The sequence below is a fragment of the Chitinophagales bacterium genome, from assembly GCA_017303415.1.
In the GTDB taxonomy this organism is placed as follows: Bacteria; Bacteroidota; Bacteroidia; order Chitinophagales; family Chitinophagaceae; genus SpSt-398.
In genome coordinates this window covers 2,406,764-2,419,330 of sequence record JAFLBJ010000001.1, presented here as the reverse complement: position 1 = coordinate 2,419,330, position 12,567 = coordinate 2,406,764, and the positions used below count along the sequence as shown (strand labels likewise).

The following is a 12,567-nucleotide window of genomic DNA, read 5'->3' as shown; positions in this document are numbered from 1 at the left end:
CCTAAGCCATGGGTATTCCTATCGGTGTTGATAATAAAGCCGGATTACATACCGATCCCTTCACTCATGTTCTGCATGCCCTCCCGTTCGCCACGGAGGTTTTTACGCTTGAACAAATTGGGATCAAACTTGCCAAAACGCCAGTTGAAATTCAGACGGAAAACCTGCGGATCGCGACGGCGAAACACATCTTGTGTGAAATAAGCCGACTCCGAATACACCCAGGAACGACGGCTGCGGAAAATGTCATTTACATTGAGGGAAATCGAAGCCATATTGTTCTTGAGGAAATCGAAACGCAGACCGGCATCCACAAAATAATTGGAGCGGATAAAGCCCTGTGCAGTGGAAGCACTTTGGCCAAACATTCCACCACCACCAAAACGGCCTCCGCCACCTCCGGGAGGCAGAATGGTTTTGGATTGGTATTCACCTGATAATTGCAGGTTCAGGTTTTTCGCCAACTTAAACGTGTTATTGATCTTTCCAAACCAGCTAAAGAATTGCTCCTGGTCGGGAATGGTAGGATCATCAATATCGATCTTTGAAGTAAAGAGATTCAGGTTACTGGTCAGTTCCCACCACTTGGCCAATTTATTCTTCATGGTCATTTCCAAACCGGTGATATAACTGGAGTTTGCATTGATATAGGTGTTAACCAATTGTTCCTTTCCGGAAGAGGGGTTGGTCTCCAGGATCTGATTACGCGTGATCAGCCCATTGGTATTTTTGAAATAGACAGAGGCCAGAAAATTATCCCGGTTCTTAAATAGTTTCTGATAAGACAATTCGATCGAGTTGGTGAACTCTGGTTCCAATCCGGGGTTACCACGGCTCAGGTTCAGGGTATCGGAATAATCAATAAAGGGGAACAATTGCCAGAAGCCTGGACGATTGATCCGGCGAGAATAGTTGAGTTGCAATTCCTGATCATTCTTCATCTTCTGACTCAGGAATACACTGGGGAAAAAGCTCAGAGGAAAATCAATTTCAAACGGGGTTCCTTTGCTCGGTATATTCCCATCAAAGGTGGAACTTTCTGCCCGCAACCCTAATTGGTATCCAAAATCTTTGATCTTATTGGTAAAAGTGGCATAGGCCGCATAAACGGTAGAGCGGCTATTGAAATCACTCGACAACAGGCTGGACAGGATATAATTGCCAGAACCTTGATCGAATTGATAGATATTGTTTACCGAGTTGTTATCATTATAGGCCATCCGTAAACCCATTTCAAGCTTGGAGTTATCTGAAATCGGGTTTACAAAATCGGTCTGAATCACCAGGTTACTACCAAAGCCTTCACTTACCTGACGTTGTATATAAGAACTATCTACAGGCGCTCCTTTGGATGCTGAATAATCGGTGAAGATATCGTTGTCATTCATATTATCCCTGCGGTTGAAAGTAACATCGGCCGTCCACTCACGACCGGGCTTAGGGAAATTGTGTTTGAATCCGCCTTGCAACCCTTTGAACCGAAAATCGCTGGCTGAAAAAGAGTTACGCTGACCAAAAAGTTCGGAAATAGGGGTACTGTTAAAAGTGGTGTACAGGTCGCTGTAGTTTCTTGAATTGAATTTACCACCACCCATGCTTCCGCTTAAAGAAAGTGTATTTCGGTTGTCGATGAAATAATCAAATCCGGCACGGGCAAAAGCCATACGCCCACGGTTAAAATTCTTGTCCACCTGCTCCAGTAAACTAGGAGGGTTTCCTACAAAGGTATTCCGCTCGGTGAAACCATTGCTGATGGATTTTCTATTAAAGTAGTTGATGCTGCTCGAGAAATTCACTTTATTCTGACGCACGTTGATGTCCGCACCGGCACCAGGCATTCCCCGGCTGTCCATATTAACCCGGACACTACCATTATAACCCACTTTTTTATTCTTTTTCAACACCACATTCAGGATACCAGAGGTACCACCCGAAGCGTCGAATTTAGCGGAAGGGTTAGTGATCAGTTCTACTGATTCAATGGCATCGGCAGGTATCTGGTCCAATTGCATGGTAGTAGGCCTGCCATCCACAAATACGGTAGGCGCTGCATTACGCAGGGTCACATTTCCATCGAGGTCAACTGAAAGAGAAGGAATATTCCGCATCACATCCACAGCCGTTCCGCCTGCGGAGGTAATACTCTTTTCCACATTGAACACTTTCCGGTCAATTCCCAGTGACATGAGAGGTTTATCGGCAGAAATGGTAACGTTGGCCAAAACCTGGGCATCGATCGTAAGTTTGATATTTCCCAGATCCTTATCCGCCATATTGAGCATGGCACTCATATCCCCACTGCTCATCGCGTTCCGGTCGGGCATCTTTATATCAAATTTGACGGTCTGCTCCATGACCTTATAGCCGATTGCCGTAACCTGTAATTTGTACTGACCAAAGAGGGGGACATTTTCCAGGCTGAAATCGCCATTGGATCCGGTAAGCATACCTGCGATCACGAAATCCCTTCTTTTTTTGGTTACCGTATCCATTTTATTCTGGATCAGTTGGACCGAAGCTCCATCAATCCCTTTGTTGAGTAAAGAATCCATGACCTTCCCGTAAAAACGGCCATTCATTTGCTGGCCACCACGGTTACCATTGGCTGCTCCGGGAATCTGGGCCTGGACAAGGGTTTGGATCAGGAAAAGGCTTAATACGAGTGTGACAAATTTTCTCATGACTTTTTTTGTAGGTTTTCTCTCTATAAGTAATTGATTGGCACAGCAAAAAGCCTATGACAATCGAAATGAAATTTGGTTTGATAAAAGTGAACAGGGAATTAGATGCCTTTCCGGAAGAGAACTTTTACCGTTCATCCTGTTAACCAGCCGTTAGCAGAGTGATAATCACCTGAAGCACACCGATCAGGAACCCGATCACCCCACCCAGAATTTCCACAAAACCCAGCTCTTTTTTCATGATCTGGTTGAGGATGGACTCCAGTTTATCCGAGGAAAATCCAGCCACCTTTTCGGTAACGATCTTTTCCAGATCGATCTCCCCCTGGAGATTATCGGCATATTTCTGCATTATGACCGGAAAAAGCTCCCGAAGCTCGGTCATGAACAGGGTTTTTAAGGAATTGATCGTTTTATCCCCGATAAACATGCTGATCACCGGCATTTGATCACTTAGCCGGACGCGCAGAAAATGGTCAATATGGTTATCGATCACCGGCATCACTTTCTCCAGGTTTTCCGGGTTGCTGATCTTGTCTTTGATGTCGGAAAAAGATAAAAGCTCATCGCTTACCAGTTTCCCCAATTTTTGGGCAAAGGCAGCCTGTCTTTTTGGAAACACACCCTGAATGGTAAAAAACAGGATTTTTCGGGGTTCCCGGGGGTGAAACAGCATTTTTATGGCGATCCAGTTGGTGAACCAGCCAATAAATGCCGATAAAAGTGGAATAAGTATGTACCAGAAACTCATGGGATTGACTAATTAAAAACCCCGGATACCTGATTTTGTATACCCGGGGTTGGGAAGGGTGACCAATGGGACTCGAACCCACGACCCTCAGAACCACAATCTGATGCTCTAACCAACTGAGCTATGATCACCGTTTTGGGCGGCAAAAATAAGCAAAAACCACGCAGGTAAAAAATTATTGGGCCAAAGTTTTTGCGTTTTGCCGATTCTAACCGCCTCAGAACCATTCATCAAAAACCTTTGTTAAGAGAGGCCGGGGCATATTAAAAACCCTGTTTTTACGTTATTTTTGGTCATATGCGTAATGCATTAAAATACATGTCTGATATGAAACGATTACCGATCCTCGTGCTGCTGATTGTAGCGGGTGTGTTCCTGGCCTTCCGTTCCCTGGGTACTGGCGAAAATAACCCTCCGGGTGACTATGAAAAAGTGCTGAAAAATGTTGGGGCCATGCTCATGGAAGGGCATTACAGTCCCAAGACCATTGATGATGAATTTTCAAAAAAGATCTTTATCCGCTATTTCGGCGAGTTGGATCCTGCCCGTAATATCTTCCTGACCTCCGATATTGAGTCGCTCCGGAAATATGAAACCCGTATCGATGATGAGATCAAGGGCGCCCCGGTTGAATTCTTCCTCGCCACCGCTGCTGTTTTCAACAAACGGATGGAAGAGGCTTCCCTGATTTATAAAGAGGTACTATCACAGCCATTTGATTTCACAGTCGAAGAATCGGTTAACCTGGATGGAGAAAAGACCGGGTTTTCCAAAACGGAGAGCGAAAGAAAAGAAGCCTGGCGTAAAAGGTTGAAATATCTATCGCTGGAGCGTTATGCAGATCTTTTAGACATCCGCGAAAAGAACAAAGGGGTAGAAGGATTTGTGGTGAAAACCGATGAAGAGCTGGAAAAAGAGGCAAGGGAAAAGGTTATGAAGATCATGGACCGGAGCTTTGACCGTTACCGCAATAAATTCGACAATGATGAGAAGTTCAGCTATTTCGTGAACACCATCACCAAGTCGATGGACCCGCATACCGATTTCTTCCCCCCGGTAGATAAACGCTATTTTGATGAACAGATGAGTGGCCGTTTCTATGGAATCGGCGCCTCCTTGATCTATGATGAAGGCAATATCAAGATCAATACCCTGCTGGCTGGTAGCCCCGCCTGGAAATCGGGTGAAGTACAGGCAGGAGATATCATTCTGAAAGTAGCACAGGGAAAAGAAGAGCCGATCGACCTGATCGGATATGAAGTGGAAGATGCTGTAAAAGTGATTCGTGGTAAAAAAGGAACGGAAGTGAACCTTACCCTGAAGAAACAGGATGGTACCATCAAACCCGTGTCTTTGATCCGGGATGAAATTGTACAGGATGAAACATTTGCGCGGAGCGCCATTGTAAAAAATTCTTTCTCCAAAATCGGCTATATATATCTGTCTGAATTCTATGCAGACTTTGAGCGTCCCAATGGAGCGCGTTGTGCTGTGGACGTAGCCAATGAAGTACGTAAACTCAAAGCAGAAAATGTAGACGGCATTATCCTTGACCTCCGCAATAACGGTGGAGGATCGCTTTATGATGTGGTGCAAATGGCCGGGTTGTTTATTGACAAGGGGCCCATTGTTCAGGTAAAAGACCGGGATGGTAAACCCAGTATCCTCGAAGACCGTGACCGCAATATTTTATACGATGGTCCGCTTGCCGTGATGGTCAATGAATTCAGTGCCTCTGCATCAGAAATTTTTGCTGCCGCTATACAAGATTATAACAGGGGTGTCGTGATCGGAAGTACCAGCACTTATGGTAAAGGAACCGTACAGCGAAACATCGGTCTTGATCCCTCTTCGGGATTCCTGACCGCCAATTCAGATATCGGAACAATCAAACTGACCCTGCAGAAATTCTACCGCATCAATGGCGGCTCCACACAGTTGAGAGGGGTTAATTCTGATATTGTACTTCCCGACAACTATGAATACCTTAAGCTGCGGGAAAAAGATGATCCGGACGCCCTTCCCTGGGATGAAATATCCAAAGCCAATTATTCTCCCTGGAACCCGGGATATGACCTGACGAATATCCGGCAGTTGAGTAAGGAAAGGGTAGAAAATAACGTGGCCTTCAATATGATCCGGGAAAATACCGATTGGCTGGCTCGTCAGAGCGAAAAAGAGATACCACTTAAACTGGATGTGTATAAGGCCCAGCAAAAAAAGATCAGCTCGACCATTCGCCAAATCGAGAACCTGAAAAAACTGGAGCAAAACATGAATGTGAGTTCCCTGCCTAAGGATGCTGACCGCTTTGCCGGAGATACAGCCAAACAGGAACGCTTTAATAACTGGATTAAAAACCTGCAGAAAGATATTTACCTCGACCAGGCTTCCCGGATCATGACCGATATGATCACCCAGCGGAATTTGGCCCTGGGCAAAGGGCAGGGAGATGGAAAGAAAGCATTTTAGAACATTGGGTATACGAATTACCTGGAATTCCGGGTAGATTCTCCCGACGAAAGTAAAATGACAAAGAACGCGGCGGCAAGATTAACATCGATTGTTAAACTGCCGCCGCGTTCTCTTTTTCTTTGCGTATGCTGCGCTAAATCCTATAAGTATCTTTCTTCTAAAACTGATTGGTGATGGGCACAATGTCCCAAAATCACAAACCCCAATGCCAGCACATAATTTTTCAGATTTCCGGACGATATACCACCTGCTTCTAGTTGCTCCGCATTAAAGGACCGATAGAGAAGGATGGTCGCTTTTCTCAAACACTCAAATTCCTCCATCAGTTCATTCCAATTCCGGCTATCCGCGCGTGAAGCTTCGGCATAGGGATTTTCATCAAAACCTGGCAGGGGTTGAGTATCCATACGGGCAAAACAAAGGGCCCTGTAGGAAAACACACGCTCTGCATCCACGAGGTGCTGCACCATTTCCTGTATACTCCATTTACCAGGGGCATACCGGTACAGTCTTTTCTCCTCCGGAATGGATTTTAAATAAGAAATGAATGGGGCAGAATGGGCTTCAAAAGCGGTCAACAGGTCATCTTCAGTGACAAGTTGAATGTATTTATGATAAAAATGGGTGACGCGGCTGAGGTCGGGACGTGGCATGGTTTGGTTCCTTATTTCTAATTTTTTTTAAAACGGTTTCTTATTCGAAGGATTTCCCCGCTCGCCTTTCAAGGTAGCCGCCAGTTTTACAGCTTCATAAAGATTTACCAACCCGCCTGTCTTGCTGATCTGGCTCAGGGGTACATCTTTACTGGTGCCTGGGATACGTACCAACTGATCGGTCTTGGTAGAAGAGGACTCGATCACAAATTTTACTTGCTCGGGACTTAGATCAGGAAAATAGGAGAGGATAAAAGCGGCCATACCGGCAACAACCGGAGCAGCCATGCTGGTACCTTGGGCAATGCCATAGGTATTGCCACCGGGAATGGTGGAATAGATCTTCATGCCGGGAGCAAAAACATCCACATCCTGCTTACCATAGTTGGAGAAGGACGCGGTAAGGGAATTGTATTTTTCACCATTTGGATCCATCTGATCCAGACCAAGATCTCCGCTGGCACCTACATTGATCCAATTGGTGGCCTTCTTGCCATTGTCCCAGAAATATGCATTGGGAAAACTGGGCATACTGTCCACATTTCTTGATTCATTACCCGCCGCGTGCACCAGAAGTACTCCTTTGCTGGATGCATACTGAACAGCTTCATCCACCCATTTCTTTTCGGGAGAGAAATATTTTCCAAAACTCATATTGATCACCTGTGCGCCATTGTCCACCGCGTAACGAATGGCCAGGGCAATATCTTTGTCGTGTTCATCTCCATCAGGTACTGCCCGAATGGACATGATCCGTACATTATCCGCTACACCATCAATACCCAGACCATTATTTCGCACAGCACCAATGATACCCGAAACATGGGTACCATGAAAGGGGGTGCTCGCCATTACATCAGCATTTCCATAATACTGATCTTTTATGTCACCATACTTATCCATGACAACCGAACCCCGATAATCAATGGGAGCGCTTTGTCCGGCCTCAGCTTTGCGTACTTCACCCGCGAGGTATTCCACATATTCGCCAAAACCTTGCAGGATATCCCTGTTCTCTTTATCCTTCAGGTTGTTGGCCTCCATCAAATAAGTAAATACAGCCTTAGCCCTTTTGATGCTTTTATCCTCGCTGGAAATATTCTTGATATCATCATAGCCAAACGACTTCTTACCCAGGTGCGATTGGAGCAAACTGTCCATCATGACCACATCCTCATAATTCTGTTTGGTATCGGTATAATCCTGCTTCAGAGATTCTACATTCGTCTCTTTCCCCTTTGCTTTTGATTCTTCCATTTCCTGTTTGGCACGCAACCAGGTTTCATATTGATATTTTTCCTCGGCGCTTAATTTTTTAACATCAATTTCCTTTCCTTCATATTTGTCTTTCCAGCCATAATAAACACGATGTACTTCATAGGAATCTTCTTTTACGTTACGTCCATCACGTCCGCCCAGAAAATTCCAGCCATTGATATCATCCACATACCCGTTTTTATCATCGTCTTTTCCATTTCCTGGTATCTCTTTGGGGTTTACCCAGAGAATACCTTTCAGGTCTTCATGGGTGGTGTCTACACCCGAGTCGATCACCGCTACGATAACGGTCTTGCTCTTACGGCCTTTGACAAACTCGTAAGCCTTGTCTAAACTGATACCGGAAAACCCATCTTTCTGGGCGTCCTTCAAATGCCATCCATTGGGAACCTTTTCTTCGGTCAGTTGACCATAGGAGAGGGGGGATACGGCAATAAAGCAGATCATGGCTGCAATCGGTGCGAGGAATTTGAACTTCATTCGAATCTTTGTTTTTTAAGGAGGTGCGAAAATAGAGGAATTCCCTTTTGGCACGTCACAATTAACTAATATTCATGTATAGGTTCTAACCATTCATCCAAAATGACAATCCGAAGAGGAGGAACCGGGTTTCCCATACCGGTTAATGGACGGAAAAAAAAATCTCCCGGTTGCCTGACCGGGAGATTTTAACAACTATGGTTATCAATTGTTTTTGAGCTTTAATTCGACCCGGCGGTTAAGGGATCTTTCAGCGGCGGTTTTTTCCTGGTTCAATAACTGGCTCGATCCATATCCGGCACTGGCTAACCGGTCGGCGGCCACCCCTTTTGCCAGGAGGTAGTTTTTGACCGCCTCGGCCCGGGTTTCTGACAGGCGCTGGTTATAACGGGGGTCACCTTCACTGGAGGTATGTCCCTCAATGCTTATCTGCAGTTCAGGATGGGTATTCAATAATTCAGCCACTTCATCCAGCAATTTCTTTGACGGATCGGTCAGGATGGACTTACCGGTTTTGAACTGGATCTGACGGGCCACAAAATTCACTTTTTCCACGATCTCTTCCTTCACGGGCGGGCAGCCATTGTTCTCTTTTAACCCGGGCACATCAGGGCAACGGTCCTGTTCATCATCTACGCCATCCGCATCGGTATCCGGAATTGGACAGCCCTGGTATTTAGCCAGACCGGCCACATCCTTACATTTATCTTCCTTGTCATTGACCCCATCGCCATCCGAATCAGGAACAGGGCAGCCTTTGAATTCCGCCAATCCGGCCACCTGTGGACATTCATCTTCCTCATCATTCACACCATCCTTATCACTATCCGGAATGGGACATCCTTCATACCGCAACAAACCACTTACCCCCGGACATTTGTCTTTTTGATCGGCAATTCCATCCCCATCCGTATCCGGGCAGCCTTGGGTTAAAGCCGTACCGGGTTCTTCAGGGCAAAGATCTACCAGATCGATTACGCCGTCATTGTCACGGTCCTTGGGTTTATCAGAAAGGTCAACCGGTTGACCAATAAATACCCCCAATGTGGCACCAATCACCTGGTGTTTAAAGGACCCCGGATAGGAGGCTTGATATACATCAGTGATGCTTCGGCTGTATTGAGCAGTCAGGAATATTTTCTTAAACTCGATTCCGGCAAGTGCGTTGAACCCAATATCCATGGTCCGGTATTTATCTGTCCCTTTACCCACAGCCAGGTCATTGTTCTCATCCGATTTGAAATCAACTCCCACCAGATTGCTGCTTCTTTTTTCAACCCCATTATAGAAAAAGGAAAGATAAGGGCCGCCGCCAATCAGGAATTTTGCATTTTCCCCGATCTTCTTCTTAAAGACAATGTTCAAAGGAATATCAATATAATTAAGATATTGGGCGCCATCGACGTAATAGCGGGTTGCAAAACTGGTATCAGTAGACGTATAAAAACTGTCGGCTGCGTTGGAATACTTACGGCCTTTGTTATAAAATACAAATCCAGGCTGAAAATAAAAGGAGGATTTCTGACCAAGTTGCAGATCTCCGGTAAACCCGATGTGAAAACCGGTGCGGGCTGTATACCCCCGGCTAATAGAATCCCAACCAGGCAGATTATTAGTTTCTTTGATGGTAGATACATGCGGACCACCCACCAAGGCTACCCTCAATTGAGAGAATGAAAACAGGGGAGTAGCGATCGTCAAAAGGACAATAAGTCGAAGTTTTTTCATCAGGACGTGTTTTACACAGAATTGGATAGGGGAATAACGAAAAAACTTCGAAAATATTATCCTGTAAATCAAAGTTTTACAGGCTAAAGATCAAACTTGATCCCTTGAGCCAGAGGCAGTTGGTCACCATAGTTGATGGTATTGGTCTGCCGGCGCATATAGGCCTTCCAGGCATCGCTTCCGCTTTCACGTCCACCACCTGTTTCTTTTTCACCCCCAAAAGCCCCGCCGATCTCGGCCCCGGAGGTACCGATATTGACATTGGCGATGCCACAATCACTCCCGGCCGCCGAAAGAAAACGTTCCGCTTCCCGAAGGTTGAGGGTCATGATCGCCGATGACAAACCCTGGGGTACTCCGTTCTGTATGGCAATGGCCTCCTCGATGGTAGAGTATTTCAGGAGGTATAAAATGGGGGCAAAGGTCTCGTGCTGTACAATTGCATAATGGGGTTGTGCTTCCGCTACACAGGGTTGAACATAGCAGCCACTTTCGAAACCATCTCCTTCCAGCACCTTGGCTTCCACGATAAAGTTTCCACCTTCTTGCAGACAAGCTTTCACTGCCTGTTCGTACATTTTTACAGCATCCTTATCAATCAGGGGGCCCACATGGTTGCGCTCATCCAATGGGTCACCGATATGAAGTTGTTTATAGGCCGCGATCAGTTTTTCTTTTACCTGCTCATAGACCGACTCATGGATGATCAGCCTGCGGGTGGAAGTGCATCGTTGACCCGCGGTACCCACCGCTCCAAACAGGGCACCCCGTATGGCCATATCCAGGTCGGCATGCTGCGAAATGATAATTGCATTGTTTCCCCCTAGTTCTAGCAGGGCACGCCCCAATCTGGCGCCTACCGTAGCCCCAACTGCCTTTCCCATACGGGTGGATCCGGTTGCTGAGATCAGTGGGATACGGATATCCGCCGCCATCCATTCTCCAACATCCCTTCCTCCGGTAATCAGGCAATTCACCCCTTCAGGTATCCCATTCTTTTCAAAAACCTCATTGACGATATGCTGACAAGCTACACCACAAAGGGGAGCTTTTTCAGATGGTTTCCAGATACAAACATTCCCACATACCCAGGCCAGCATACTGTTCCAACTCCATACTGCAACAGGAAAATTAAATGCGGAAATGATACCGGTAATACCCAACGGGTGCCATTGTTCGTACATCCGGTGTTGGGGTCTTTCACTGTGCATGGTCAACCCATGTAATTGCCGGGACAATCCCACGGCAAAATCACAGATATCGATCATCTCCTGAACTTCTCCATATCCTTCCTGTAAGCTCTTACCCATTTCATAGGAAACCAGTTTTCCCAGTGGCTCCTTATACGCCCTGAGTGCTTCACCAATCTGCCGTACTATTTCGCCTCGCTTGGGAGCAGGCACTGTTCTCCAATAGGTAAACGCCTGCTGAGCCTTATTGATCACCGCTTCATAAGCTGCCTTATCGGCTAATGTTACCGCGCCAATGACTTTTCCATCTACTGGTGAGGTTGAAACCAGGCTTCCACCGGTGGTATCCAACCATTCTTTACCTGTACTAATTCCTTTATTCGTTTCCCCGATCTTTAGTGCCTTTAAAAAGTCCATATGGTAATTTTATCGTTTCAAATAATAGGCTTCATAAAATCCCTAAATCAAATCCTAATAATCCATTAATCCTAAAATCCTGGTCAATACTGTTCCTGCTCATTCGGAAATTCCCCACTTTTTACATCACTGATATAATGTTGTACAGCGCCTTTCACCAAACCATGCAGATCAAGATATTGACGTAAAAAACGAGGTCTGAATTCCGTATTGATCCCAAGCATATCATGCATCACCAATACCTGTCCATCGCAATCCGGTCCGGCACCTATACCTATGGTTGGTATGGTCAGGCTTTCGGAAACTTCCCTGGCTAATTTTGCAGGTATTTTTTCAAGTACGATAGCAAAACAACCGGCTTCTTCCAACAGCCGGGCATCTTTTTTTAATTTTTCCGCTTCGGCCTCTTCTTTGGCCCGAACGGAGTAGGTACCAAATTTATAGATGGATTGAGGGGTCAATCCTAAATGTCCCATCACCGGAATACCTGCAGATACGATCCGGTTCACTGATTCAAGCACTTCTTCACCGCCTTCCAGCTTCAGGGAATGCGCACCGGTTTCTTTCATGATCCGGATGGCTGAAGCCAGGGCCTCCACCGAATTGGATTGATAGGAGCCAAAAGGAAGGTCTACTACAACCAGACACCTTTCCACGCCCCGGATAACCGAAGCCGCGTGATAGATCATTTGATCCAGCGTGATCGGTAAGGTGGTTTCGTGACCGGCCATGACATTGGAGGCTGAATCCCCCACCAGGATCACATCGATCCCTGCCTCATCGAATAACCGGGCAAAGGAAAAATCGTAGGCGGTGATCATAGCGATCTTCTGACCCGATGCCTTCATTTTGTTCAGCGTATTGGTCGTAATGCGTTTGACTTCCTTATTTACGGACATATGAGGGATTTGAAG

8 protein-coding genes and 1 tRNA gene are annotated in these 12,567 nt (G+C 46.1%); 1 reads left to right on the top strand and 8 read right to left on the bottom strand.

Annotated features, from left to right (window positions below; all coding sequences use genetic code 11):
- Nucleotides 1-44 precede the first annotated feature (44 nt).
- The 3 genes from J0M30_10410 to J0M30_10400 all read right to left on the bottom strand — a co-directional run bounded on the left by J0M30_10410 (nt 45) and on the right by J0M30_10400 (nt 3,563).
- Entirely contained in the window at nt 45-2,681 is a 2,637-nt protein-coding gene (locus J0M30_10410; protein ID MBN8667904.1) for a TonB-dependent receptor, read from the bottom strand.
- Nucleotides 2,682-2,823: 142 nt separating this feature from the next.
- A complete protein-coding gene (locus tag J0M30_10405; protein ID MBN8667903.1) occupies nt 2,824-3,432 on the bottom strand; it encodes a DUF445 family protein in 609 nt (202 codons plus the stop codon).
- A gap of 57 nt (nt 3,433-3,489) precedes the next feature.
- A tRNA-His gene (locus tag J0M30_10400) sits at nt 3,490-3,563 on the bottom strand.
- A 187-nt stretch (nt 3,564-3,750) separates the two neighbouring features.
- On the opposite strand from J0M30_10400, the gene J0M30_10395 reads away from it, so the two are divergent.
- The gene (locus J0M30_10395) at nt 3,751-5,904 is read left to right on the top strand and encodes a carboxy terminal-processing peptidase (protein ID MBN8667902.1); all 2,154 of its coding nucleotides are present in this window, start codon (nt 3,751-3,753) and stop codon (nt 5,902-5,904) included.
- Nucleotides 5,905-6,047: 143 nt separating this feature from the next.
- Here J0M30_10395 and J0M30_10390 read toward each other — a convergent pair whose 3' ends face one another.
- The 5 genes from J0M30_10390 to panB form a co-directional block, all read right to left on the bottom strand.
- Nucleotides 6,048-6,560: a DinB family protein gene (locus J0M30_10390; protein ID MBN8667901.1), complete on the bottom strand. Its 513-nt coding sequence runs from the start codon at nt 6,558-6,560 to the stop codon at nt 6,048-6,050.
- Nucleotides 6,561-6,587: 27 nt separating this feature from the next.
- Nucleotides 6,588-8,318: a S8 family serine peptidase gene (locus J0M30_10385; protein MBN8667900.1), complete on the bottom strand. Its 1,731-nt coding sequence runs from the start codon at nt 8,316-8,318 to the stop codon at nt 6,588-6,590.
- Between the two features lie 204 nt (nt 8,319-8,522).
- Complete coding sequence (locus tag J0M30_10380; protein MBN8667899.1) at nt 8,523-10,046, bottom strand: OmpA family protein; 1,524 nt, start codon at nt 10,044-10,046, stop codon at nt 8,523-8,525.
- Between the two features lie 83 nt (nt 10,047-10,129).
- Nucleotides 10,130-11,653 (bottom strand): aldehyde dehydrogenase family protein, encoded by a 1,524-nt coding sequence (locus tag J0M30_10375; GenBank protein ID MBN8667898.1) that lies wholly within the window; start codon nt 11,651-11,653, stop codon nt 10,130-10,132.
- Between the two features lie 83 nt (nt 11,654-11,736).
- Entirely contained in the window at nt 11,737-12,552 is an 816-nt protein-coding gene (panB, locus tag J0M30_10370) for a 3-methyl-2-oxobutanoate hydroxymethyltransferase (protein MBN8667897.1), read from the bottom strand.
- Nucleotides 12,553-12,567: the final 15 nt, after the last annotated feature.

Bases quoted from the DNA above. Each gene is read 5' to 3' on its own strand.
- J0M30_10380 (MBN8667899.1), bottom strand. From the start codon at position 10,046: ATGAAAAAACTTCGACTTATTGTCCTTTTGACGATCGCTACTCCCCTG.
- J0M30_10385 (MBN8667900.1), bottom strand. From the start codon at position 8,318: ATGAAGTTCAAATTCCTCGCACCGATTGCAGCCATGATCTGCTTTATT.
- panB (MBN8667897.1), bottom strand. From the start codon at position 12,552: ATGTCCGTAAATAAGGAAGTCAAACGCATTACGACCAATACGCTGAAC.
- J0M30_10390 (MBN8667901.1), bottom strand. From the start codon at position 6,560: ATGCCACGTCCCGACCTCAGCCGCGTCACCCATTTTTATCATAAATAC.
- J0M30_10395 (MBN8667902.1), top strand. From the start codon at position 3,751: ATGTCTGATATGAAACGATTACCGATCCTCGTGCTGCTGATTGTAGCG.
- J0M30_10405 (MBN8667903.1), bottom strand. From the start codon at position 3,432: ATGAGTTTCTGGTACATACTTATTCCACTTTTATCGGCATTTATTGGC.
- J0M30_10410 (MBN8667904.1), bottom strand. From the start codon at position 2,681: ATGAGAAAATTTGTCACACTCGTATTAAGCCTTTTCCTGATCCAAACC.
- J0M30_10375 (MBN8667898.1), bottom strand. From the start codon at position 11,653: ATGGACTTTTTAAAGGCACTAAAGATCGGGGAAACGAATAAAGGAATT.